This is a genomic window from Pseudomonas mucoides (genome assembly GCF_015461845.1).
Lineage (GTDB): Bacteria > Pseudomonadota > Gammaproteobacteria > Pseudomonadales > Pseudomonadaceae > Aquipseudomonas > Aquipseudomonas mucoides.
In genome coordinates, this window is record NZ_JACOPW010000003.1 from 379378 (window position 1) to 402047 (window position 22670).

Here is a 22670-nt window from a genome sequence, read left to right on the forward strand (position 1 = left end):
AGACTCGCCAAGACTATTAAAGGCTGTCCGCCAGCTACCCCCATCAAGCACACATTCAGTGGACACAATGGAAGACACCGACCTGCAAGCGCTGATGGCCAGACTCGAACTGCTAATTAGTCGAGTCGAGCAACTAAAGAGCCAAAACGGACTCTTACTAGCTCAGGAAAAGACCTGGCGCGAGGAACGCGCGCACCTCATTGAAAAAAACGAAATCGCCCGGCGTAAGGTTGAATCGATGATTTCGCGCCTCAAGGCCCTGGAGCAAGACTCATGAGTTCAAGCAATAGCGTTACCGTGCAGATCCTCGACAAAGAATATTCGATCATCTGCCCCCAGGAAGAACGCAGCAATCTGGTGAGCGCCGCCCGCTACCTGGATGGCAAAATGCGCGAAATTCGCAGCAGCGGCAAAGTCATCGGTGCCGACCGCATTGCCGTCATGGCCGCGCTGAATATCACGCACGACTTGTTGCACAAGGAAGAACGCCCGGATGTACAGGCCAGCGGCTCGACTCGCGAACAGGTTCGCGACCTGCTGGACCGCGTCGATCTGGTGCTCGCCACCGATCCGGACGTCACCAAGGGCTGAAACACGAAACCGCTTGGGGTATACTCGCTTCACTCCCTGGGGTGCTTGCCAGTTGACCACGTCCCTGAGCCGATTCGCACTACCCTGGAGGCTGCACGTTGGGCTGGTGTGCATGTCCGCTAGACGGAAAGCCTTAAAGCCTACTGCATCTTCCACCTTGAACTTTCGGGTTCAAGGGCTAAGTCAGCAGCGGTTCATCCGGGGAGCCTGATTTCAGTCCGATGCCGGTTTAAATACCGGCATCGGCTTTTTTACGGGTACGCTTTACGTATTCGTCCTGTCGAAGCCTGAATCCATGACCGAACCTGCGCTGCTGCCCCGCCCGCAACTTCGACGCATGCTGCGCAAGGCCCGTCGCGCACTGACACCCAGTCAACAGCGCCAGGCTGCTCGCGGGCTGTACAAGCAATTGGCCCAACAGCCGTTGTTTCGCCGCGCCAAGCACATCTCCCTGTACCTGCCAACCGACGGTGAAATCGACCCGCGCATCCTGCTGCGTGCCGCTCAACGCCGGGGCAAGGCCACGTATCTGCCGGTGCTCAGTGCCTGGCCGCGCACCAAAATGGTCTTCCAGCGCATTCGCCCCGGCGAAAAACTCAAACCCAACCGCTTTCGAATTCTCGAACCCCGGCACAACCTCGCCCGACAACGTAAAGTCTGGGCACTGGATCTGGTGCTGTTGCCGCTGGTGGGGTTTGACGATGTCGGCGGGCGTCTGGGCATGGGCGGCGGCTTCTACGATCGAAGCCTGGCGTACCTGGCCCGCCGCAAAACCTGGCGCAAGCCGACGCTGCTGGGGCTGGCCCATGAATGTCAGAAAGTCGAACGATTGGCTCAGGCGAGCTGGGATGTGCCGTTGCAAGGCACGGTGACAGACAAGGCGTGGTATTTCGCAGGGTAGACGCCACTGCGATCAGCGGCGTCCAAAAGACAGGTTTAACGCTTGAACGCCGATGGCTGCTGTTGCTGCTGCGCGATTTCGATCGGCGCATCGGTCTTGTTATTCCACAGGCTTTGGGCATAACCGGTGGTTACGACGCCAAGGCCGAACAAAATAACCAAAATCCATAGTAAATCCGGTTTGCGTTTCATCGATTGCCCCCCAAAGGCACATCAACACGATGACAGCAGCGGTTCCGTTTCAGGTGTAGGCCGTGCAGCAGCGTCAAGCTTAGAAGGCCGGCATTTTGCGACAACGTGAACTGACACGCAAACGCTGGCGTCAACCGACTGTCGGTTTGTCATAAAATTGCCTGACAACCTGTCCACTCACCTCGCAAGGAGCAAAATCCATGGCCTATTGGCTGATGAAGTCCGAGCCCGACGAACTCTCGATCAAAGGTCTGGAGAAACTTGGCCGAGCGCGCTGGGACGGGGTTCGTAACTATCAGGCGCGTAATTTTTTGCGCGCCATGGCGGTCGGTGACGCGTTTTTCTTCTATCACTCCAGCTGCCCGGAGCCGGGAATTGCCGGCATTGGAAAAATTGTCGAAGCGGCGTATCCGGACCCGACGGCGCTGGAGCCGGAGAGTCATTACTACGATCCAAAGGCCAGCGCCGAGAAAAACGCCTGGAGCGCAATTGATGTCGAGCATGTCGAGACGTTTGCCAAGGTGTTGAAGCTGGATTATTTGAAGCAGCAAGCGGCGTTGGCCGAGATGCCACTGGTGCAGAAGGGGTCGAGATTGTCGGTGATGCCGGTGACGGCCGAGCAATGGGCAGCGGTACTCGATTTACGTTAAATCGGGCAGAACCACCCGGTCATCCTCTTTTCTGCGCTCAATAGCGTTAGGCTTGGCCCTCAGTTGACTGGTATCAACTCGCCCCGGCGTTCGATCAACCAGACTAGGACGCAACAGCCGCAGGATGCCCGCATGTCTACGCACAGTCGCTCTTCAATATTGTTTGCCAGTGCTTTAGTGATACTGCTGCTGGGCGCCGGGGGCTTTGGCTACTGGAAGTCGATGCATGACCGCTTGCCCGAAGGCTTGTATGTCGGCAATGGCCGCCTCGAAGCCACCGAAGTACAGATCGCCAGCAAAACACCCGGGCGACTGGCCGAAGTACTCGTCGATGAAGGCGACAAGGTCAGCAAAGGCCAACTGCTGGCCCGCATGGACACCCGTACCCTTGAAGCCCAACGCAACCAGGCCGAAGCCGAAGTATTGCGCGCCCGGGAGAACCTCACCGCCGCACAAGCCAACGTGCAATTACGCCTGAGCGAGCAACTGCTCGCCCAACAGGAACTCAGTCGTTCCGAGACGCTGTTCAAACACGGTTTCGTGAGCGGTCAGATCATCGATCAGCAGCAGGCGCGTATTGGCACGGGCAATGCCGCCGTTGCAGCGGCCCGCGCACAAGAGTCTGCGGTCGGTGCTGCCATTGGCGCTGCGCAAGCGCAAGTCGCGCAGTTGAACAGTGAAATCGACGACAGCAGTTTGCGAGCCCCTATCGACGGAGTGATCCAGCTGCGCATGGCCGAACCGGGCGAAGTGCTCGGTGCGGGCGGACGCGTATTAGTGCTGATCGACCCGAACGATCAATACATGAACCTCTACCTGCCGACCTCCGTGACCGGACGCCTGGCGGTGGGCGATGAAGCGCGAATTTTGCTTGATGCCCTGCCCGACCGCCCGCTGCCGGCGAAGGTCAGCTTTGTCGCGGCCAAGTCGCAGTTCACCCCCAAAGAAGTCGAGACCCGCGATGAGCGGCAAAAACTCGTGTTTCGGGTCAAGTTACGTTTGACTGATCCCGGGGCCATGCCCCAGGCCAAACCCGGCATGCCCGGCGCCGGTTATGTGCGCACCGCCCCTGTTGGCTGGCCGGCTAATCTGCAATGACCAGCCTGGCGGTTCAAGCTTGCGCAATCGAACATCGTTACGGCACATATCAGGCGCTGAATGACATCACATTCAGCCTGCCCGCCGGAACCCGGTGTGGGTTGATTGGTCCCGATGGGGCCGGCAAATCGAGTCTGCTGGGACTGATCGCCGGCGTGAAAAAGCTGCAGCAAGGGCAACTGAATGTACTCGACGGGGCGATCCAGGACCGCCGCCATCGCAACACCCTCTACGCGCGTATTGCCTTCATGCCCCAAGGCCTGGGCGGCAACCTTTACCCTGAGTTGTCGATCAGCGAGAACATTCAGTTTTTCGCCACCTTGTTTGGGCTGTCAAAAGCCGAATGCAATCAGCGTATGCACAATCTGTTACTGGCCACCGACCTGTTGCACTTCGCCGATCGACCGGCAGGCAAATTGTCCGGTGGCATGAAACAGAAGCTGGGCCTGTGTTGTGCGCTGATCCATGAACCGGACCTGTTGATCCTCGATGAACCGACAACCGGCGTCGATCCGTTATCCCGTCGGCGGTTCTGGGAGCTGGTTGACGATGTGCGGCGCCAGCGTCCACAACTGACGTTATTGGTCGCCACCGCCTATATGGAGGAAGCCGAGCAGTTCGAACATTGCCTGATGCTTGATGGCGGCAAGCTGATTGCCACTGGGTTGACCAAGGAATTACGGGCTGTAACAACGAGCGGCAAACTCGACGAAGCCTTCACCCATTATCAGGGCGACGGCAGCCATGACCCGCAGCCTCTGGTGATTCCACCGGGAACCGGCACCGCCACCGATATCGCCATCGAGGCCCACGATCTGACCCTGCGCTTCGGCGACTTCACTGCCGTAGACAAGGTCAGCTTCGCCATCGGTCGTGGCGAAATCTTTGGCTTCCTCGGGTCCAACGGCTGCGGCAAAACCACCACAATGAAAGTCCTGACCGGGCTGATACCGGCCAGCGAAGGCAGCGCCACGCTGCTGGGCAATCCGGTGGATGCCAAGGATTTGGCCACCCGCAAACGCGTCGGGTTCATGTCGCAGAGCTTTTCGCTGTATGGCGAACTCAGTGTGCGGCAGAACCTGGAGCTGCATGCACGGCTGTTCGATTTGCCTAAAGTCGACAGCGCACAACGCATCGAAGAGCTGATCCAGCGTTTCAATCTGGGCAGCGTGTGCGAACAGCAGTCCGCAGCATTGCCATTGGGCTTGCGCCAACGCCTGTCCCTGGCGGTAGCGGTGCTGCATCGGCCGGAAGTCTTGATTCTCGACGAACCGACCTCCGGTGTAGACCCGGCGGCACGGGACGATTTTTGGCGACTACTGATCGAGTTGTCCCGAGAGCAAGGTGTGACCATCTTCCTCTCTACCCATTTCATGAACGAAGCCCAACGCTGCGATCGCATCTCGTTGATGCATGCCGGCAAGGTACTGGCTTGCGATACACCGGCAGCCCTTCAACAACAATTCAAAGGTGAGACGCTGGAAGCTGCGTTCGTCACCTGCCTGGAGCAAGCCCAAGGCACCTGCGAACCACCCAAACCGGCAGAGCCTGCAAATGCGCCTGTCACGCCGGCCACGCCCCTGAAGGATCGCGGTTTCAGTCCCGGCCGCCTGATGGCGGTGGCCAGTCGTGAGGGCAAGGAACTGCTGCGTGACAAAGTGCGGATGGCGTTTGCCCTGCTCGGGGCCATCTTCATGATGGTGATCTTCGGTTATGGCATTTCCCTGGACGTCGAGAAGCTCGCGTTCGCTGTCTACGATCAGGATCAGACACCACAGAGTCGCGCGTACCTGGAGGCCTTCCGCGGCTCTCGGTACTTCGACGAGCAAGCGCCCATCCAGGACGCCAAAGAACTGCATCGTCGCCTTCAGCGCTCTGAAATCAAACTGGCACTTGAGGTGCCTCCCGGTTTTGGCCGGGATCTGTACGCCGGACGCCAACCTGCCGTGGCGGCCTGGCTCGATGGCGGTATGCCGTTTCGCGCCGAGACGAGCCGCAACTACGTCGAGGCGGTGCACCAGGCCAATATCGAACAACTGGCCGAACAAAGCAGCCCGGCGTTGAGCCGGCCAGCTGCCGCTCGACTGGAAACCCGCTTCCGCTACAACCAGGACGTGGTCAGCGTCAACGCCATCGGGCCCGGCGTCATGGCGCTGATTCTGGCGTTCATCCCGGCCATGCTCACGGCGCTGGGCATCGTGCGGGAGAAAGAACTGGGTTCGATCACCAACTTCTACGCCACACCGCTGACTCGACTCGAGTTCCTGTTGGGCAAACAGGCGCCCTATCTGGCAGTCAGCCTGATCAACCTTGCAGTGCTGGTCGCGATGAACCGATGGCTGTTTGGTGTGCCGTTCAAGGGCAGTTTCCTGACCCTGGCCTTCGGCGGGCTGCTCTATGTATTGGCGACAACCAGCATGGGTTTGTTGATTTCGGCCTTCACCCGAACCCAGATCGCCGCCATCCTCGGCACCATGATCATTACCAGCCTGCCCACCATCCAGTTTTCCGGCCTGATCGTGCCTCGTTCCTCCCTCGAAGGCGCTGCCGCCACAATGGGGATGCTGTTTCCGGCCGGGCACTTCCTTGATATCGCTGTAGGCACTTTCACGAAGGCTCTGGATATACGCCAGCTTTGGCCGCAATGCCTGGCGCTGTGCGGATTCTTCCTCGGGTTCACCGGGCTCAGCCTGGTCATGCTGAAAAAGCAGGAGGCCTGATGCACAAGTTTGCGCACATTCTGCGCCTGGGTCTCAAGGAACTGACAAGCCTGCGACACGACAGCGTGCTGCTGCTGTTTCTTTTTTACGCCTTTACGGTGGCGATCTACATGCCGGCTGCGGGCTCGGTAATTGGCGTACATAACGCCAGCGTGGCAATCGTGGATGAAGATCACAGCCTTGTGTCGCGACAACTGGCGCAGGCGCTGCAACCTCCGGAATTCCAACGGCCGGTCTTGTTGCCGTACGGGCAACTGGACCAGGTCATGGACAGTGGCAAGTACACATTTGTCATCAATGTGCCGGCAAACTTTCAGACCGACCTGCTGGCCGGTCGTCAGCCTGCCGTGCAAGTCAATGTCGACGCCACCGCCATGAGCCAGGCATTCATGGGCGCGGGGTATATAGGGCGAATTTTCCAGCGCGAGTTGTTGACCTACAGCGGTCAAAGCGATGTGGCGAGCAAAGCGCCCGTAATGCTGACCACCCGCTCCCTGTTCAACAGCAATCTGGAAGGCGGCTGGTTTCTGGCGGTGATTCAAATCGTCAACAACATCACGATCCTCGCCATCATTCTGACCGGCACAGCACTGCTGCGTGAACGGGAACACGGCACCCTCGACCACCTGTTGGTGCTACCGCTGACGGCGCTGGAAATCATGCTGGCGAAAATATGGAGCAACATGCTGGTGGTGGTGCTGTGCACCTGGCTGTCGCTTGAGGTGATAGTCAAAGGCGCGCTCGGTGTGCCGCTGGCCGGCTCCCTGAGTTTGTTTTTGCTGGTGACGGCGGTCTATCTGTTCGCCAGTACCGCACTGGGGATCTTTCTCGCCACCCTGGCTCGCTCGACGCCGCAATTCGGACTGCTGGCCATTCCGGTGATTATCCCGATGTTGCTGTTATCCGGCGGCAGCACACCGCTGGACAGCATGCCGCAATGGCTGCAATGGGTGATGCAGGGCTCGCCATCAACGCATTTTGTCAGCCTGAGCGCCGCCATTTTGTTTCGCGACGCCGGGTTGAGCGTGGTCTGGCCGGACTTGCTCGCGCTCACTGCCATAGGGATGCTGTTCTTTGCGATAGCGCTGATGCGGTTTCGCAAGAGTCTCGCGTCCTGAGGGGCCGAGTCGCCCCCTTCGTGAGCAAGCCCGCACACATTGGAGATGTGGCGTTCACAAAACCAATGTGAGAACGAACCTGCTCCGGGCGGCGTTCCGACGATGAGGCCAGCCCGGACAACGAATGACTTATTGAATGATGAGGTTGTTGAACAACAAATCTTCAACCACCGGCTTGCCGGTTTCGTCGTTCATCACTTGCTGAGTCTGCTTCAGGGCTTCCTGGCGCAGTTTTTCCTTGGCTTCGACGTTGCTCATCGTCTCGGCAGTCTGCTGTGCAAACAACGCCACCAGCTGATTGCGGATCAACGGTTCGTTGGCCTTCACCGCTTTGGTGGCGTCATCACCGGTCACGCGCAAGGCCACATCAGCTTTGTAGACCTTGAGCTTGGGCGTACCGTCCAGCCCGTAGTTACCCACGAACGGCGGGCTCAGGGTGATGTAATTGACCTTCGGAGCTTCACCTTCTTTGGCTTCTTCGGCCATCGCTGCCACAGGCAGAGACAGGGCCAGCAACAACATGATCCACGCTTTCACAATTCGCTCCTTATCCGGTTTGCGGCCTAGCATAACGACCCGCCGCTCAAGCACAAGCTTATGGCTGACTATCAGGGTCGGGCATGCTCGTTGACCCATCGACTCACACACCTACACTTATCGGCCATCACTCCCAAAGGAATAGCCCTGATGAAAGCCGTGCTGTGCAAAGCCTTCGGCCCTGCCGAATCGCTGGTGCTGGAAGACGTCGCCAGTCCTGTTGCGAAAAAGAATGAAATCCTGCTGGACGTGCACGCCGCCGGGGTGAATTTCCCGGACACGCTGATCATCGAGGGCAAATACCAGTTCAAACCGCCCTTCCCGTTTTCGCCGGGCGGTGAAGCGGCCGGCGTGGTCAGCGCGGTGGGCGAAAAGGTCAGCCACCTCAAGGTCGGCGATCGCGTCATGGCCCTGACTGGCTGGGGCAGCTTTGCCGAACAGGTCGCCGTGCCAGGCTACAACGTGCTGCCTATTCCATCCTCGATGGATTTCAACACCGCGGCCGCCTTCAGCATGACCTACGGCACGTCGATGCACGCCCTCAAGCAACGGGCAAACCTGCAACCGGGCGAAACTTTGCTGGTCCTCGGCGCTTCCGGCGGCGTAGGCCTGGCCGCCGTGGAAATCGGCAAAGCCATGGGCGCCCGCGTGATTGCCGCCGCCAGCAGCGCTGAAAAACTTGCCGTGGCCAAGGCGGCCGGTGCTGACGAACTGATCAACTACAGCGAAACCAGCCTCAAGGACGAGATCAAGCGCCTGACCGATGGCCAGGGCGCCGACGTGATCTACGACCCGGTTGGCGGCGACCTGTTTGACCAGGCCGTGCGCGCCATCGCCTGGAACGGCCGCCTGTTGGTGGTCGGTTTCGCCAGCGGACGCATTCCGGAATTCCCGGTCAACCTCGCGCTGCTCAAAGGTGCGGCCGTGGTGGGTGTGTTCTGGGGTTCGTTTGCCCAGCGCCAGCCGCAAGACAACGCGGCGAACTTCCAGCAACTGTTTGGCTGGTTTGCCGAGGGCAAGTTGAAACCGTTGGTGTCGCAGGTGTATCCGCTGAGCAATGCGGCGCAGGCGATCAATGATCTCGGCCAGCGCAAGGCGGTCGGGAAAGTCGTGGTTCAGGTTCGCTGAGCCGGAACATGCGGTCTGGAGTGTCCAGACCGCATTTTTATTGGCCGGGACTAAAGCAACGTCCGAACGTCCTCCGGCAGCAAGCTCACATACCTGCGCATCGGACTCGCCCGGCATTCCCTGACGATTCTAAATGCCTTTCCTGCAGAACGCCGCGACGTCCCATTCCACCGCAGGACATTTCTCAAAGCCTCGTCCTACCCCGGACTGAAATGGTCGTTAGAGCCTGCAAAAGACATTTCCCACACCGCCCTTCACTTATACCTGTGCGACATGTTCATAAAGGAACACTCGATTGCCCACATTTCCGCTGTTTTGCTAATGCGAACCGGTGCTATTTTCGGTAACGAAACTGTAACATTCGCATCCGCAGTCAAAACAAGAAATCTGGAGCTCTTGAATGTTTGCTTTCTTTCGCCCTGCCGCACATCAGGCTCCATTGCCTGACGAACAAATCGATGACACGTACAAACGCCTTCGCTGGCAGATCTTTGCCGGGATATTCATTGGCTATGCGGGTTACTACCTGCTGCGCAAGAACTTCACCCTGGCGTTTCCGGACCTGATTGCCCAAGGCTACACAAAGGGTCAACTGGGCGTGGCCATGTCGGCGATTGCCATCGCCTACGGCCTGTCCAAGTTTTTGATGGGTATCGTGTCCGACCGCTCCAACCCGCGTTACTTCCTGCCCTTCGGCCTGGTGGTCTCCGCCGGGGTCATGTTCGTGTTCGGTTTCGCACCTTGGGCAACGTCCAGCGTGACCATGATGTTCATCCTGTTGTTCATCAATGGCTGGGCACAAGGCATGGGTTGGCCGCCAAGTGGCCGGACCATGGTGCACTGGTGGTCGCAGAAAGAACGCGGTCAAGTGGTGTCGGTGTGGAACACCGCGCATAACGTGGGCGGCGGTTTGATCGGTCCGTTGGCGATCCTCGGCATGGGCTGGTTCAACGACTGGCACAGCAAGTTCTATGTACCCGCCGCCGTGGCGCTGCTGGTCGCCGTGTTTGCCTTCATTGTGATGCGCGATACACCGCAATCGACCGGCCTGCCGCCGATCGAGAAATACAAAAACGATTACCCCGACGGCTACGACGCCAGCCACGAAGAAGAATTCAGCGCCAAGGACATCTTCGTCAAATACGTGCTGCGCAACAAAATGCTCTGGTTCATCGCCCTGGCCAACGTTTTCGTCTACCTGCTGCGCTACGGCATCCTCGACTGGGCGCCGACCTACCTCAAAGAGGTCAAGCACTTCGACTTCGACAAGACCTCGTGGGCTTACTTCCTGTACGAGTGGGCCGGTATTCCGGGCACGCTGCTGTGCGGCTGGATGTCGGACAAAATCTTCCGTGGCAACCGTGGCCTGACCGGCATGGTGTTCATGGCGTTGGTGACCGTCGCGACGATCGTGTACTGGCTGAACCCGCCCGGTAACCCGATGATCGACATGATCTCGCTGTTCGCCATCGGCTTCCTGATCTACGGCCCGGTGATGCTGGTCGGCTTGCAAGCGCTGGAACTGGTGCCGAAGAAAGCTGCCGGTACTGCCGCGGGCTTTACCGGTCTGTTCGGTTACCTGGGTGGTTCAGTCGCGGCCAGTGCCTTGATGGGCTACACCGTGGACTATTTTGGCTGGGATGGCGGCTTCATTCTGCTGGTGGTGGCCTGCCTGCTGGCGATGGCGTTCCTGGCGCCCACGCTGGGCCACAAGAACGTCGCCAGTCAGACCCGCGAAGCGATCGCCTGATCGGATTTTGATTTGCAGCGTTTGAGTCGCGCCTCCAGATTTCGGTCCGGCATGGCGTGGCTACGCAGGGCGTGGGCGGTCTGCTCGACATAATCGCGAGTGGTGCCGTAGCGCCCGCAAGCGTTTTCAAACACCTGGCTCAGCACGTGATCCGGCAAGTTGCCGGCATAGCTGGGCAGGTGGCGCTCCAATACAAACCCCAATGCCTGAACCTGGCTTCCGTCTTCAAGACGGCAGTTGAGCCAGTGTGGGCGATAGGACGGGAATGGCATTTCACGTTGCCACAGCGCATAAAGTGAGGCTTCAAGTTGTTCTTCGGGCAAGCGATAAGCGAAGCCGCTGCAAGAACCGCCACGATCCAGACCAAACACCAGGCCTGGCACTTCGGGCGTGCCGCGATGTTCGTGGGACCACAGGTACAAACCGCGATGGTAACCATGCACCCGGCCGCGCTTGCGTTCTACCGCGGCGCATTCAGGACGCCAGATCAGCGAACCGTAAGCGAACAACCAGACCGGCCCGCCCTTGTGGCGCGCCATGGTTGACTGCATGGAGCAGAGTAATTGTTCGTGCGTGAGTTGCGGCCCCAGATCGAGCCGCGGAGGGTAAGCCAGATTCAAAAAAGCAGATTCAACGGCATTCATGGCAATGGAGTTTCGGCCCTGCGAGTATTGCAAAATGTAAGCAACATTAACGTTATAGAACATATAGCAGTAATGGTGAAACGAAAAGTGCTAAAGGACGTATGCCCAATAAACAACAGAAGGGTTCAGGAACTGTTCATATACCCTAAGGTAATCTTGGCAATATTCTAAATACCAGAATGAAATATACATAAGCCATAGGCTCGATCAGATAGAACGCTACTGCCAGACTCCTCCTACATCCTCTTCTGATTTTCCGCCTGCTCGTACGCTGACGGCTATCACAAGAGACTGAATGATGAAAAAACCGTGGATTTACGGACTACTGGCAATGCTCTTGGCGCCGCTTTCACTGGCTGCCGAGACACCCCCCAAGGACACCGGCTCCTGGTATCTGCAGACCAGTGTTTACACCAAACACTATTCGCCCGACCCCGAGCACAATAACAATCAGGACCTGATTGGCCTTGAACGTGAGGCCCCGTCAGGCTGGGTGTTGGGCGGCGCCACTTTTCGCAACTCGTTCAGCCAGCGGTCTTATTACGCCTATGCGGGCAAACGATACGAGAGCGCCAACTATCCGGTGTATATAAAACTTACCGGTGGTCTGCTGGAGGGTTACAGCGGCAAGTATCAGGACAAGATCCCATTGAATCACTTCGGGGTGGCGCCGGTGATCATCCCCTCACTCGGCGCGCATTACGGACCGCTGGCGGCCGAACTGGTGTTGCTCGGCTTCAACGCCGCCATGGTGACGACTGGCGTGCGCTTCTGACACGCCACAATGGCCTAGGATCTTGGCGCATACGCAAACACATCCGCACGCATTTGATGAGCATCCATCCCGGCTTCCACCAACGCATCCAGCGTGCCGTAGACCATGGCCGGTGAGCCGCTGGCGTAGACATGCAAGGCTTTGAGGTCCGGGAAATCCTCACACACCGCCTCATGCAGCATCCCGCAGCGCCCCTGCCAACCGCACTGATCACTGACGACCCTGTGCAGGAACAGATTGGGCAGCTTCAACCATTCATCCCAATGCTCGATCTCGTAAAAGTCTTCAGGACGACGCACGCCCCAGTACAGGTGCACCGGGTGCTTGAAGCCGCTGGCGCGGCAGTGTTCGATCAGACTGTGGATCTGGCCCATGCCCGTGCCAGCGGCGATCAGTACCAACGGGCCATCCGGCAATTCCGCGAGATGGGTATCGCCGAAGGGCAGTTCGACTCGCACCATCCGATTGCGTTGCAGCTGCTCGATCAGGCTCAGCGCACTGCTTTCGCGTGCCAGCACATGAATTTCCAGATCGCGCCCGCCATGGGGAGCCGAGGCCAGCGAGAACGCGGACTTTTCGCCATTCTCACGTTCGATCATCAAATACTGACCTGCGTGATAGCGCGGTGGCTTGCCGGCCGGCGCGCGCAGACGCACACGCCAGGTATCGCCGCCGACGTCCCTGCATTCAATGACCTGACACGACACGCTGCGCACCGGCAGTTCTCCCAGCGCAAGCACGCCATCCCACAGCAAAATGCAGTCTTCCAGCGGCTCTGCTATGCAAGTGTAGAACTCGCCATGGTCGTGCACATTGCCGCTTTGTTCGACCCGCCCTTCCACCAGCAACGCCGCGCACACGTGGCAATTGCCGTTGCGGCAGCTTTGCGGGCATTCATAGCCCAGGCGCCGCGCACCATCGAGAATCCGCTCGCCGGGCAGAATATCCAGCACCGCTCCGGAGGGCTGCAAGGTTACACGCATCAATCTATTCCTAACTGATTCCAGATGGCATCGATCCGTTGGGTCACGGCGTCGTCCTTGACGATCACCCGGCCCCACTCGCGAGTGGTTTCGCCCGGCCATTTATGCGTGGCATCCAGGCCCATTTTCGAGCCCAGGCCTGAGACCGGCGAGGCGAAGTCGAGGTAGTCGATCGGCGTGTTGTCGATCATCACCGTGTCGCGCTTGGGGTCCATGCGCGTGGTGATGGCCCAGATCACGTCGTTCCAGTCCCGCGCGTTGATGTCGTCATCGGTGACGATAACGAACTTGGTGTACATGAACTGTCGCAAAAACGACCAGACACCGAGCATTACCCGCTTGGCGTGCCCCGGATACGACTTCTTCATGGTCACGATGGCCATGCGGTACGAGCAGCCTTCGGGTGGCAGGTAGAAATCGGTGATTTCCGGGAACTGTTTCTGCAGGATCGGCACGAACACTTCGTTCAGCGCCACACCGAGAATCGCCGGCTCATCCGGCGGACGACCGGTGTAGGTGCTGTGATAGATCGGCTTGATCCGGTGGGTGATGCGCTCGACGGTGAACACCGGGAAGCTGTCGACTTCGTTGTAATAACCGGTGTGGTCGCCGTACGGGCCTTCATCGGCCATTTCGCCCGGATGGATCACGCCTTCGAGGATGATCTCGGCAGTCGCCGGAACTTGCAGGTCGTTGCCACGGCACTTCACCAGCTCGGTTCGGTTGCCGCGCAGCAGACCGGCGAAGGCGTATTCGGAGAGGCTGTCCGGCACCGGCGTCACGGCACCGAGGATGGTCGCCGGGTCAGCGCCCAACGCCACAGACACCGGGAACGGCTGGCCGGGATGCTTTTCACACCATTCGCGGTAATCCAGCGCGCCGCCACGGTGGCTCAACCAGCGCATGATGACCTTGTTGCGGCCAATCACTTGCTGACGGTAGATGCCGAGGTTCTGGCGGTCCTTGTTCGGACCTTTGGTGACGGTCAGGCCCCAGGTGATCAGCGGACCGACGTCGCCCGGCCAGCAGGTTTGCACGGGGAGCATCGCCAGATCGACGTCGTCGCCTTCGATGACCACTTCCTGGCACACCGCGTCTTTGACGACTTTCGGCGCCATGGCGATGATCTTGCGGAAGATCGGCAACTTCGACCAGGCGTCTTTCAGGCCCTTCGGCGGCTCGGGCTCCTTGAGGAACGCCAGCAGCTTGCCGATTTCGCGCAGCTCGCTGACCGCCTCGGCGCCCATGCCCATGGCGACCCGCTCGGGGGTGCCGAACAGGTTGCCGAGCACCGGAATGTCGTAGCCGGTCGGGTTCTCGAACAGCAGCGCCGGGCCTTTGGCCCGCAGTGTGCGATCACAGACTTCGGTCATCTCCAGCACTGGAGAGACGGGGATCTGGATGCGTTTCAACTCTCCGCGCTGCTCAAGCTGCTGCACGAAATCCCGAAGGTCCTTGAATTTCATTGACGATGGCACCCCTAAAATAGGCGTACATCCTACCTGCTCTGCCGTCCGCTGGCAGCTTATCGCTGATTACCTGACCGCATTTGAGTTGCCATTGCCGAGTGTTGCCCGGGCTTGCAAGCGCCTGAACAACGGCTCAAGTGCCGGCGCGATGAAGCGAGCCCCGACCTCGGACAGGTGATTGTCGTCGGTGTACAGCGAATGACCGTCGAGTTCGGCGCGGCAAAGACCTTCGTCATTACACAGCAGCGGTGCCGGATCGACCACGGTCACGCCCGGATTGGTGGCCGCTATTTGCGCGAACAACTGGCTGATGAAAGCCTGACGCTTGAAGTGCTCGGTCACCGGCAACCCAACGTCATCGGTTGGACGATGCAACATCGCCAGGCGGCTGAGGCGGTAAGGCGGACTGAACTGTTGCAGCGGCGCCTCCTTGACCAGCCAGACGCGATGCCCGCCATTGCGCAGTTGCCGGACGGTTGCCTGCAACCCTTCGGCCAGGCGTTGCTCGGCGATCGCCCGGTCATAACGGCCGCTGGAATCGCGCAGCACAAACCCGAGGTCGCCTTTCACATCGCCATAGAGGTACAGGCTCCAGCGTGCGACCAGCACGACATCGCCCACCGATTGTGGCTTCAAGGCCCGCTCGACCCGACGGTTGAAGCGGGCACACTGTGGCTCGTGTTCCAGCCCTTCAACCGGAATGCAGCCAGGGGAACTGGCGAGTATCACGCTGACCCCGTGTTTTTGCGCGCCGTCGTCGAATACCGGAATCAACGCCGTGGCATGACTGTCGCCCCAGACCAGCGCTTTTGATGCGGTCGGCGTGGACGTCCCGTAATGACAAAACAGCTTTTCGTCAGGGGTTTGGTCGTTGGCCAGGCAGCGCATCAGTTCCGGGCGCCATTCTTTCCCTTTGGCGTATTGCAGGGCCTGGTCGGGCAGGCGCACGGGCAAACCATCGGTCCAGCGCAACATCTGTCCGGCCAGCCCCAGCACCAGCACGCCACACGCCGCCGCGAGCAGAATCTGCCGACGCCCCGCCAACAATCGCCGCTCGCGCAACGGCGTTTCGACGAACCGCCACGACAGATAACCCAACACCAGACTGAGCAGAATCAACCCCGAAATATCGAACGGGCCTGGCTCATCGACACTGGCATAGCTGGCAAAGACAAATACCGGCCAGTGCCACAGGTACCAGGAATAGGAAATCAGCCCGAGCCCGACCAACACACGGCTGGCGAGCAAGGCACCGACCAGCGTTTGCCGATGACCGTTGGCCCAGATCAACGCCACCACACCCAGCGTCGGCAGCAACGCGGCTGCGCCTGGGAACGGTGTGCTTTTGTCATAGCAGAACACGGCCAGCAGAATCAGAGCGGAGCCGGCCAGGCTCACCACTTGCGCGCCCGTAGAGGTCAGACGCCAACCGGTTCTTGGCGCAACCGCCAACATGGCACCGGCCAACAACTCCCAGGCGCGCATCGGCAGCAGGAAAAAGGCTTTCTCGGGATGATGTGCCACGGCCCAGACGCTGAGCCCGAACGACACCAGCAACACGCCGAACAGCGCCAGTCGCCAATGCTTGAGGCGACTCGACAGCACCGTCAGCAGCAGCGGGAAGACAATATAGAACTGCTCTTCAACCGCCAGCGACCACGTGTGCAACAACGGCTTGAGGTCGGAAGCGACATCAAAATAACCGTCCTGACGCATAAACAGGAGGTTGGAAACGAACATCACCTGGTAACGCACCGAGCGGCCAAGCTCTTCGTAATCCTTGGGCGCCATCAGAAACCAGCCCACCGCCAGCACCGCGAGAATCATCACGAACAGCGCCGGCAGGATCCGCCGCGCACGACGTGCCCAGAAATCCACAAAGCTGAAGCGCCCGGCCTGGCGCTGATTCCAGATGATCGAGGTGATGAGATAGCCGGAAATCACAAAGAATATGTCGACACCGACGAAGCCGCCGGTGAAGCCAGGAACACCAAAATGGAACAGCACCACCGCAATCACCGCGATTGCGCGCAAGCCGTCGATGTCCCTTCGGTAAGCAAGTGTGCTCATAAACAGGAATGCCAGTCAGTTGAAGTTGTTTGGGTCGCAGGCCCAATTCGCTTCTGTACTGACAAATCGCAGTCGCAAACCTCCCTTTTTTTTGCAAAAAAAATGGCGCCCCGAAGGACGCCATTTTTTAGCGGTTAAAAAAACCGTTTTACTTACGCTTCATCGACAAGAAGAACTCGTCGTTGGTCTTGGTCGTTTTCAGCTTGTCGACCAGGAACTCGATGGCAGCGATTTCGTCCATCGGGTGCAGCAGCTTGCGCAGGATCCACATGCGCTGCAACTCGTCGTCGGCCGTCAGCAACTCTTCGCGGCGGGTGCCGGAACGGTTGATGTTGATAGCCGGGAAGACGCGTTTTTCAGCGATACGACGGTCCAGAGGCAGTTCCATGTTGCCGGTGCCTTTGAATTCTTCGTAGATCACTTCGTCCATCTTCGAGCCGGTTTCAACCAGCGCGGTGGCGATGATGGTCAGCGAACCGCCTTCTTCGATGTTCCGCGCAGCGCCGAAGAAACGTTTCGGTTTCTCCAGGGCGTGGGCATCGACACCACCGGTGAGCACTTTGCCGGAGCTCGGGATCACGGTGTTGTAGGCGCGAGCCAGACGGGTGATGGAGTCGAGCAGGATCACCACGTCTTTCTTGTGTTCGACCAGGCGCTTGGCCTTCTCGATCACCATTTCGGCAACCTGCACGTGGCGGGTTGGCGGCTCATCGAACGTCGAGGCAACCACTTCGCCGCGCACGGTGCGCTGCATTTCGGTTACTTCTTCCGGACGTTCGTCGATCAGCAGCACGATCAGGTGAACTTCAGGATTGTTACGGGCGATGTTCGCTGCGATATTCTGCAGCATGATGGTTTTACCGGCTTTCGGCGGTGCAACGATCAGACCGCGCTGGCCTTTGCCGATCGGGGCGCACAGGTCGATGACACGACCGGTCAGGTCTTCGGTGGAACCGTTGCCGGCTTCCATCTTCATGCGCACAGTCGGGAACAGCGGGGTCAGGTTCTCGAAGAGAATCTTGTTTTTCGCGTTCTCGGGACGATCGTAGTTGATCGTGTCGACCTTGAGCAGCGCGAAATAACGCTCGCCTTCCTTTGGAGGGCGGATCTTGCCAACGATGGTGTCACCGGTGCGCAAGTTGAAACGGCGGATCTGGCTCGGCGAGACGTAGATATCGTCCGGGCCGGCGAGATAGGAAGCGTCAGCGGAGCGCAGGAAGCCGAAGCCGTCCTGGAGAATCTCCAGCACGCCATCACCGGAGATTTCCTCGCCGCTTTTAGCGTGCTTTTTGAGCAGGGAGAAAATCACGTCCTGCTTGCGCGAACGGGCCATATTTTCTATGCCCATCTGTTCGGCCAATTCGAGCAGTTCGGTAATCGGCTTTTGCTTGAGTTCAGTCAGATTCATATAGGAATGACGTAATCATTTATGGAGGGGGGAAATTAAGCTTTTGGCTTAATGAGGCCGCGCCGCAGAGAAGGCGACAGGATCGCGTACTTATTCGAAAAGGAGTGCGTCGGCGACGGCTAGCAGGGGGCAATGGAGAAACCAGTGCGGGGCCGAATGTACCACCTGAGTTTCGGAGCGTCTAGCCCTGAATAACGAAAAGGCCCCGCAATGTGCGGGGCCTTTTTGATGACGCTTTGATCAACGCTTAGATGTTGGCGTCGAGGAAGGCAGCCAGTTGCGACTTGGACAGTGCGCCGACCTTGGTCGCTTCAACGTTGCCGTTCTTGAACAGCATCAGCGTCGGGATACCACGCACGCCATGCTTGGCCGGGGTTTCCTGGTTTTCGTCGATGTTCAGCTTGGCAACGGTCAGCTTGCCTTTGTAGGTTTCAGCAATCTCGTCCAGAACAGGAGCGATCATTTTGCATGGGCCGCACCATTCAGCCCAGTAGTCGACCAGTACAGCGCCTTCGGCCTTGAGTACGTCGGCCTCGAAGCTAGCGTCGCTAACGTGTTTGATAAGATCGCTGCTCATGGAAGTCTCCAGGTTGTAAGCAAAAAAACGTGGCCCATCATAGCCGCCCTTCCCTCGTTCAGGAAGGTGCAGATGATTGAGTCTCGCTATGGTGGTCCATGAGTTTGGGTATAGCTCAAGTCATGAGGTGGCGGGAGCGACGAAGGCAATACCTGTACGCAGCGCCGCGTTTCGTACATGTTCGTGCATCGCCTTCTGCGCAGCGCCAGAGGCCCGTCGAGTCAGCGCGCGGAGAATTTTGCGATGCTCTTGCCAGGTTTCCATGGCCCGCTCAGCCCGGATGAACGGTAGCTTCTGACTCTCCAGAAAGATCTCGGCGCTGGCGGTCAGGATGCTCAGCATCGCCTGATTGCCGCTGGCCAGCAGGATGCGCCGGTGAAACTCGAAATCCAGCCGCGCCGCCGCCTCGAAGTCGCCGGCCTTCAATTCCCGGCGCATGGCTGCGACATTGTCTTCCAGCGCATCGAGCTCTTGTGTGCTCAAGGTAATGGCCGCCAAACCGGCGGCAAACCCCTCAAGGGCATAACGCAACTGGAAGATATCCAGTGGTGAGGCCTGGGCAGCGAACGGCCAGCTCACCGCCGCCTCGTCACCCGACAGGTCCACCGGCGCCTGCACGAACACACCTTTGCCTGGCTGGATACTGATCACGCCCAGCGCACTCAGCGACGACAACGCCTCACGCAATGACGCGCGACTGACCCCCAACTGCACCGCCAGGTCCCGTTGCGAGGGCAAGGCATCGCCTGGCCCGAAGCCTTGCTCGGTGATCAGTTTGCGGATGGCCTGCAGGGCCACTTCAGGAACGGCGCGGGAGATCGAATTCATGGTTTTTCAAACAAGCCAGGCCAATGAGTGCTCAGTTGTAAAGCTAATCGCGACGCCCGGCAAGTCGTGCCCCATGGGGGTTCGGTCGTTTCCGGCGATGCGCTATCGGGGTGCGAAACACAAGTTGACTGTTCAGACCAGTAAGACCGATCGACGCCAGTAAACCCGTGGCCTGCGCCCCCTGAAACCGACTCTTGGCATGGCCCGTGCTCTGTCGATCCGCAGCATTCACTTTTCGCCGATCCGGAGATTTGCCATGACCCAGCGTTACAGCGCCCTCCTTGCCGCCCTGTTTGCCAGCCTGATGCTGAGCCAGGCGCCCGCCCACGCCGACGGTCTGGAGGATGTGGTCAAACGCGGCATTCTCAAAGTCGCCGTGCCACAGGACTTCCCGCCATTCGGCTCGGTCGGCCCGGACATGAAACCGCGCGGCCTGGACATCGATACCGCAAAACTGCTGGCCGATGAGCTCAAGGTCAAACTCGAACTGACCCCGGTCAACAGCACTAACCGTATCCCGTTCCTGACCACCGGCAAGGTGGACCTGGTGATCTCCAGCCTCGGCAAGAACCCCGAGCGCGAGAAAGTCATCGACTTCTCCAGCGCCTACGCGCCGTTCTACCTCGCCGTGTTCGGTCCGCCAGACGCTGATATCAAAAGCCTGGACGACCTCAAGGGTAAAACCGTCAGCGTCACCCGTGGCGCCATCGAAGACATCGAACTGACCAAGGTGGCCCCCGAAGGCGTGACCATCAAGCGCTTCGAAGACAACAACTCGACCATCGCCGCCTACCTCGCCGGCCAGGTTGACCTGATCGCCAGCGGCAACGTGGTGATGGTGGCGATCAGCGAGAAAAGCCCGAAACGTGTGCCCGCATTGAAAGTGAAGCTCAAGAATTCGCCGGTCTACGTGGGTGTGAACAAGAACGAGCCGGCGCTGTTGGGCAAGGTCAACCAGATCCTCGCCACCGCCAGGACGGATGGCGCACTGGAGAAAAACTCCCGGACCTGGCTGAAAGAACCGTTGCCGGCCGATCTCTGATTTTCGCCAAGGAGACTGAGCATGGCTTATCAGTTCGACTTTCTGCCGGTGGTGCAAAACACCGACCTGTTGCTGCACGGTGCGCTGTTCACCCTTGAGTTGACGGCCATTGGCGCTGTGCTCGGCGTCAGTCTGGGCATCGTCGGCGCGCAGGTACGGGCGTGGAATATTCGCCCGTTCTCGACGATTTTCGGGGTTTACGTCGAGCTGATCCGCAACACCCCGTTTCTGGTGCAGTTGTTTTTCATCTTTTTCGGATTGCCCTCCCTGGGTGTGCAGATTTCTGAATGGCAGGCCGCCGTGCTGGCGATGGTGATCAACCTGGGCGCCTATTCCACCGAGATCATCCGTGCCGGCATCCAGGCGATTCCCCGGGGGCAGCTTGAAGCCGCAGCCGCCTTGGCGATGAACCGCTTCGAAGCGTTCCGCCACGTCGTCTTGCTGCCAGCCCTGGGCAAAGTCTGGCCGGCGCTGAGCAGCCAGATCATCATCGTCATGCTGGGTTCGGCCGTCTGCTCGCAGATCGCGACCGAAGAGTTGAGTTTCGCCGCCAACTTCATTCAATCGCGCAACTTCCGCGCCTTTGAAACCTATGCCCTGACCACCCTGCTCTACCTGTGCATGGCGCTCGTGATCCGCCAGTTACTGAACTGGATCGGGCGCCGCTACATCGCCAGGAGCAGCCAATGAGCGATTTCACCTTTTGGGACGTCGTGCGCAACTTGCTCACGGGCCTGCAATGGACCCTGGCGCTGTCGCTGGTGGCATTTATCGGCGGCGGCTTGATCGGTTTGCTGATCATGGTCATGCGCATTTCGAAAAAAGCCCTGCCGCGTAACATCGCCCGCACGTACATCGAGTTGTTCCAGGGCACGCCGCTGTTGATGCAGCTGTTCCTGGTGTTCTTCGGCGTCGCCTTGGCCGGTGTGGACATTTCGCCATGGATGGCGGCGGCGCTGGCCCTGACGCTGTTCACCAGCGCCTATCTGGCGGAAATCTGGCGCGGTTGCGTCGACTCGATCCCCAACGGCCAGTGGGAAGCATCATCAAGCCTGGCGCTCAATCCGTTGGAGCAACTGCGTTACGTGATCCTGCCGCAAGCGCTGCGGATCGCCGTGGCGCCGACCGTGGGGTTTTCGGTGCAAGTGGTCAAGGGCACCGCCGTGACCTCCATCATCGGTTTCACCGAACTGACCAAGACCGGCGGCATGCTCGCCAACGCCACCTTCGAACCCTTCATGGTGTATGGCCTGGTTGCCCTCGGCTACTTCCTGCTCTGCTACCCCTTGTCCCTCAGCGCGCGCTACCTGGAAAGGAGACTGCATGCCTCTGCTTAGAATTTCCGCCCTGCATAAATATTATGGCGATCACCATGTGCTCAAAGGCATCGACCTGAGCGTCGAGGAAGGCCAGGTGGTGGCGATCATCGGCCGTAGCGGCTCGGGCAAATCCACATTGTTGCGCACATTGAACGGCCTGGAGTCGATCAACGATGGCGTGATCGAAGTCGACGGCGAATACCTCGACGCCGCCCGCGCGGACTTTCGTAGCTTGCGGCAGAAAGTCGGCATGGTGTTCCAGCAATTCAACCTGTTTCCGCACCTGACCGTGGGCGAGAACGTCATGCTCGCGCCACAGGTGGTGCAGAAAGTACCGAAAGCCAAAGCAACCGAGCTGGCGCGGCAGATGCTGGAACGTGTCGGGCTGGGCGAAAAGTTTGACGCCTTCCCTGACCGGCTGTCCGGCGGGCAGCAACAGCGGGTGGCCATTGCACGGGCGCTGGCGATGTCGCCCAAGGTGTTGCTGTGCGATGAAATTACCTCGGCACTGGACCCTGAACTGGTCAATGAAGTGCTGAGCGTGGTTCGGCAACTGGCCAGGGATGGGATGACGCTGATCATGGTCACCCACGAAATGCGCTTTGCCCGGGAGGTAGGGGACAAGTTGGTGTTCATGCATCAGGGCAAGGTGCATGAGGTGGGGGATCCGAAAGTGCTGTTTGCCAATCCGCAGACGGCGGAGCTGGCGAATTTCATAGGGACGGTGGAAGCGGCAGGCTGAAGAATATTCAGGGCCTTCGAGGCCGCCTTCGCGGGCAAGCCCGCTCCCACAGGGTTCTCTGTTGGAACGCGATCATGTGCTCGACGCAAAAACCTGTGGGAGCGGGCTCGCCCGCGAAGAGGCCATCTG

Annotated in this window: 23 protein-coding genes and 1 other RNA gene; 15 read left to right on the forward strand and 9 right to left on the reverse strand. The window is 59.2% G+C overall.

The window, feature by feature from the left end:
• Positions 1-67 precede the first annotated feature (67 nt).
• The 4 genes from H8F22_RS16605 to H8F22_RS16620 all read left to right on the forward strand — a co-directional run bounded on the left by H8F22_RS16605 (position 68) and on the right by H8F22_RS16620 (position 1492).
• Positions 68-277: a TIGR02449 family protein gene (locus H8F22_RS16605; protein ID WP_007942437.1), complete on the forward strand. Its 210-nt coding sequence runs from the start codon at positions 68-70 to the stop codon at positions 275-277.
• Positions 274-591, forward strand: coding sequence for a cell division protein ZapA (locus H8F22_RS16610; protein ID WP_007942435.1), 318 nt, complete (start codon positions 274-276; stop codon positions 589-591). Before H8F22_RS16605 ends, H8F22_RS16610 begins: the two co-directional genes overlap by 4 nt.
• Before the next feature lie 30 nt (positions 592-621).
• Positions 622-800, forward strand: a non-coding RNA gene (gene ssrS, locus H8F22_RS16615) — 6S RNA.
• Between the two features lie 86 nt (positions 801-886).
• Complete coding sequence (locus H8F22_RS16620; RefSeq protein WP_027926456.1) at positions 887-1492, forward strand: 5-formyltetrahydrofolate cyclo-ligase; 606 nt, start codon at positions 887-889, stop codon at positions 1490-1492.
• A 35-nt stretch (positions 1493-1527) separates the two neighbouring features.
• Here the strand turns inward: H8F22_RS16620 and H8F22_RS16625 are convergent, their stop codons facing one another.
• The gene (locus H8F22_RS16625; protein ID WP_172825923.1) at positions 1528-1683 is read right to left on the reverse strand and encodes a hypothetical protein; all 156 of its coding nucleotides are present in this window, start codon (positions 1681-1683) and stop codon (positions 1528-1530) included.
• A gap of 200 nt (positions 1684-1883) precedes the next feature.
• Between H8F22_RS16625 and H8F22_RS16630 the strand changes: the two genes are divergently transcribed.
• The 4 genes from H8F22_RS16630 (at position 1884) to H8F22_RS16645 (ending at position 7269) form a co-directional block, all read left to right on the forward strand.
• Positions 1884-2333 carry an EVE domain-containing protein gene (locus tag H8F22_RS16630; RefSeq protein WP_027926455.1) on the forward strand — a complete coding sequence of 150 codons (450 nt, stop codon included), beginning with the start codon at positions 1884-1886 and terminating at the stop codon, positions 2331-2333.
• A gap of 132 nt (positions 2334-2465) precedes the next feature.
• A complete protein-coding gene (locus H8F22_RS16635) occupies positions 2466-3431 on the forward strand; it encodes an HlyD family secretion protein (RefSeq protein WP_027926454.1) in 966 nt (321 codons plus the stop codon).
• On the forward strand, positions 3428-6151 hold the full coding sequence (rbbA, locus tag H8F22_RS16640; RefSeq protein ID WP_059181983.1) for a ribosome-associated ATPase/putative transporter RbbA: 2724 nt from the start codon (positions 3428-3430) through the stop codon (positions 6149-6151). Before H8F22_RS16635 ends, rbbA begins: the two co-directional genes overlap by 4 nt.
• Positions 6151-7269, forward strand: coding sequence for an ABC transporter permease (locus tag H8F22_RS16645; protein ID WP_027926452.1), 1119 nt, complete (start codon positions 6151-6153; stop codon positions 7267-7269). The genes rbbA and H8F22_RS16645 overlap by 1 nt, the downstream gene beginning before the upstream one ends.
• A 129-nt stretch (positions 7270-7398) precedes the next feature.
• Here the strand turns inward: H8F22_RS16645 and H8F22_RS16650 are convergent, their stop codons facing one another.
• Positions 7399-7806, reverse strand: coding sequence for a flagellar basal body-associated protein FliL (locus tag H8F22_RS16650; protein WP_027926451.1), 408 nt, complete (start codon positions 7804-7806; stop codon positions 7399-7401).
• A gap of 150 nt (positions 7807-7956) precedes the next feature.
• Here H8F22_RS16650 and H8F22_RS16655 point away from each other — a divergent pair, with 150 nt between their 5' ends.
• Together H8F22_RS16655 and glpT are read left to right on the forward strand one after the other, a co-directional pair.
• Entirely contained in the window at positions 7957-8934 is a 978-nt protein-coding gene (locus H8F22_RS16655; RefSeq protein WP_027926450.1) for an NADPH:quinone oxidoreductase family protein, read from the forward strand.
• Positions 8935-9334: 400 nt separating this feature from the next.
• On the forward strand, positions 9335-10684 hold the full coding sequence (gene glpT / locus H8F22_RS16660; RefSeq protein WP_027926449.1) for a glycerol-3-phosphate transporter: 1350 nt from the start codon (positions 9335-9337) through the stop codon (positions 10682-10684).
• Here the strand turns inward: glpT and H8F22_RS16665 are convergent.
• Complete coding sequence (locus H8F22_RS16665) at positions 10660-11328, reverse strand: gamma-glutamylcyclotransferase (protein WP_027926448.1); 669 nt, start codon at positions 11326-11328, stop codon at positions 10660-10662. The genes glpT and H8F22_RS16665 overlap by 25 nt on opposite strands.
• A gap of 298 nt (positions 11329-11626) precedes the next feature.
• Here H8F22_RS16665 and H8F22_RS16670 point away from each other — a divergent pair, with 298 nt between their 5' ends.
• Positions 11627-12103, forward strand: coding sequence for a hypothetical protein (locus tag H8F22_RS16670; protein ID WP_027926447.1), 477 nt, complete (start codon positions 11627-11629; stop codon positions 12101-12103).
• Between the two features lie 14 nt (positions 12104-12117).
• On the opposite strand, the gene H8F22_RS16675 is transcribed toward H8F22_RS16670, so the two are convergent.
• From H8F22_RS16675 to H8F22_RS16700, 6 genes are all read right to left on the reverse strand, one after another.
• Entirely contained in the window at positions 12118-13086 is a 969-nt protein-coding gene (locus tag H8F22_RS16675) for a CDP-6-deoxy-delta-3,4-glucoseen reductase (RefSeq protein WP_059181982.1), read from the reverse strand.
• Positions 13086-14552, reverse strand: coding sequence for a 4-hydroxy-3-polyprenylbenzoate decarboxylase (gene ubiD, locus H8F22_RS16680; RefSeq protein WP_007942423.1), 1467 nt, complete (start codon positions 14550-14552; stop codon positions 13086-13088). The genes H8F22_RS16675 and ubiD overlap by 1 nt, the downstream gene beginning before the upstream one ends.
• A gap of 69 nt (positions 14553-14621) precedes the next feature.
• Positions 14622-16625: an acyltransferase family protein gene (locus H8F22_RS16685; protein WP_194940466.1), complete on the reverse strand. Its 2004-nt coding sequence runs from the start codon at positions 16623-16625 to the stop codon at positions 14622-14624.
• A 148-nt stretch (positions 16626-16773) separates the two neighbouring features.
• Positions 16774-18033 carry a transcription termination factor Rho gene (rho, locus tag H8F22_RS16690; protein WP_007942421.1) on the reverse strand — a complete coding sequence of 420 codons (1260 nt, stop codon included), beginning with the start codon at positions 18031-18033 and terminating at the stop codon, positions 16774-16776.
• A 247-nt stretch (positions 18034-18280) separates the two neighbouring features.
• Positions 18281-18610, reverse strand: coding sequence for a thioredoxin TrxA (gene trxA / locus H8F22_RS16695; RefSeq protein ID WP_003206727.1), 330 nt, complete (start codon positions 18608-18610; stop codon positions 18281-18283).
• Positions 18611-18730: 120 nt separating this feature from the next.
• The gene (locus H8F22_RS16700; protein WP_027926444.1) at positions 18731-19438 is read right to left on the reverse strand and encodes a FadR/GntR family transcriptional regulator; all 708 of its coding nucleotides are present in this window, start codon (positions 19436-19438) and stop codon (positions 18731-18733) included.
• A 256-nt stretch (positions 19439-19694) separates the two neighbouring features.
• Here H8F22_RS16700 and H8F22_RS16705 point away from each other — a divergent pair, with 256 nt between their 5' ends.
• From H8F22_RS16705 to H8F22_RS16720, 4 genes are read left to right on the forward strand one after another with little or no spacing between them, the layout of a single operon-like run.
• Positions 19695-20480, forward strand: coding sequence for a transporter substrate-binding domain-containing protein (locus H8F22_RS16705; RefSeq protein ID WP_194940467.1), 786 nt, complete (start codon positions 19695-19697; stop codon positions 20478-20480).
• Between the two features lie 21 nt (positions 20481-20501).
• Positions 20502-21170 carry an amino acid ABC transporter permease gene (locus H8F22_RS16710; protein WP_059181979.1) on the forward strand — a complete coding sequence of 223 codons (669 nt, stop codon included), beginning with the start codon at positions 20502-20504 and terminating at the stop codon, positions 21168-21170.
• On the forward strand, positions 21167-21817 hold the full coding sequence (locus tag H8F22_RS16715; RefSeq protein ID WP_027926441.1) for an amino acid ABC transporter permease: 651 nt from the start codon (positions 21167-21169) through the stop codon (positions 21815-21817). The genes H8F22_RS16710 and H8F22_RS16715 overlap by 4 nt, the downstream gene beginning before the upstream one ends.
• Entirely contained in the window at positions 21804-22541 is a 738-nt protein-coding gene (locus H8F22_RS16720; RefSeq protein ID WP_194940468.1) for an amino acid ABC transporter ATP-binding protein, read from the forward strand. Before H8F22_RS16715 ends, H8F22_RS16720 begins: the two co-directional genes overlap by 14 nt.
• Positions 22542-22670: the final 129 nt, after the last annotated feature.

Excerpts from the sequence above, each read along its gene's own strand:
- H8F22_RS16685 (WP_194940466.1), bottom strand. The coding sequence starts at position 16,625 with ATGAGCACACTTGCTTACCGAAGGGACATCGACGGCTTGCGCGCAATC.
- H8F22_RS16665 (WP_027926448.1), bottom strand. The coding sequence starts at position 11,328 with ATGAATGCCGTTGAATCTGCTTTTTTGAATCTGGCTTACCCTCCGCGG.
- rbbA (WP_059181983.1), top strand. The coding sequence starts at position 3,428 with ATGACCAGCCTGGCGGTTCAAGCTTGCGCAATCGAACATCGTTACGGC.
- H8F22_RS16720 (WP_194940468.1), top strand. The coding sequence starts at position 21,804 with ATGCCTCTGCTTAGAATTTCCGCCCTGCATAAATATTATGGCGATCAC.
- H8F22_RS16715 (WP_027926441.1), top strand. The coding sequence starts at position 21,167 with ATGAGCGATTTCACCTTTTGGGACGTCGTGCGCAACTTGCTCACGGGC.
- glpT (WP_027926449.1), top strand. The coding sequence starts at position 9,335 with ATGTTTGCTTTCTTTCGCCCTGCCGCACATCAGGCTCCATTGCCTGAC.
- H8F22_RS16710 (WP_059181979.1), top strand. The coding sequence starts at position 20,502 with ATGGCTTATCAGTTCGACTTTCTGCCGGTGGTGCAAAACACCGACCTG.
- H8F22_RS16655 (WP_027926450.1), top strand. The coding sequence starts at position 7,957 with ATGAAAGCCGTGCTGTGCAAAGCCTTCGGCCCTGCCGAATCGCTGGTG.
- H8F22_RS16605 (WP_007942437.1), top strand. The coding sequence starts at position 68 with ATGGAAGACACCGACCTGCAAGCGCTGATGGCCAGACTCGAACTGCTA.
- trxA (WP_003206727.1), bottom strand. The coding sequence starts at position 18,610 with ATGAGCAGCGATCTTATCAAACACGTTAGCGACGCTAGCTTCGAGGCC.
- ubiD (WP_007942423.1), bottom strand. The coding sequence starts at position 14,552 with ATGAAATTCAAGGACCTTCGGGATTTCGTGCAGCAGCTTGAGCAGCGC.
- H8F22_RS16670 (WP_027926447.1), top strand. The coding sequence starts at position 11,627 with ATGAAAAAACCGTGGATTTACGGACTACTGGCAATGCTCTTGGCGCCG.
- H8F22_RS16625 (WP_172825923.1), bottom strand. The coding sequence starts at position 1,683 with ATGAAACGCAAACCGGATTTACTATGGATTTTGGTTATTTTGTTCGGC.
- H8F22_RS16700 (WP_027926444.1), bottom strand. The coding sequence starts at position 19,438 with ATGAATTCGATCTCCCGCGCCGTTCCTGAAGTGGCCCTGCAGGCCATC.
- H8F22_RS16610 (WP_007942435.1), top strand. The coding sequence starts at position 274 with ATGAGTTCAAGCAATAGCGTTACCGTGCAGATCCTCGACAAAGAATAT.
- H8F22_RS16620 (WP_027926456.1), top strand. The coding sequence starts at position 887 with ATGACCGAACCTGCGCTGCTGCCCCGCCCGCAACTTCGACGCATGCTG.
- H8F22_RS16675 (WP_059181982.1), bottom strand. The coding sequence starts at position 13,086 with ATGCGTGTAACCTTGCAGCCCTCCGGAGCGGTGCTGGATATTCTGCCC.
- H8F22_RS16630 (WP_027926455.1), top strand. The coding sequence starts at position 1,884 with ATGGCCTATTGGCTGATGAAGTCCGAGCCCGACGAACTCTCGATCAAA.
- H8F22_RS16705 (WP_194940467.1), top strand. The coding sequence starts at position 19,695 with ATGACCCAGCGTTACAGCGCCCTCCTTGCCGCCCTGTTTGCCAGCCTG.
- H8F22_RS16645 (WP_027926452.1), top strand. The coding sequence starts at position 6,151 with ATGCACAAGTTTGCGCACATTCTGCGCCTGGGTCTCAAGGAACTGACA.
- H8F22_RS16635 (WP_027926454.1), top strand. The coding sequence starts at position 2,466 with ATGTCTACGCACAGTCGCTCTTCAATATTGTTTGCCAGTGCTTTAGTG.
- rho (WP_007942421.1), bottom strand. The coding sequence starts at position 18,033 with ATGAATCTGACTGAACTCAAGCAAAAGCCGATTACCGAACTGCTCGAA.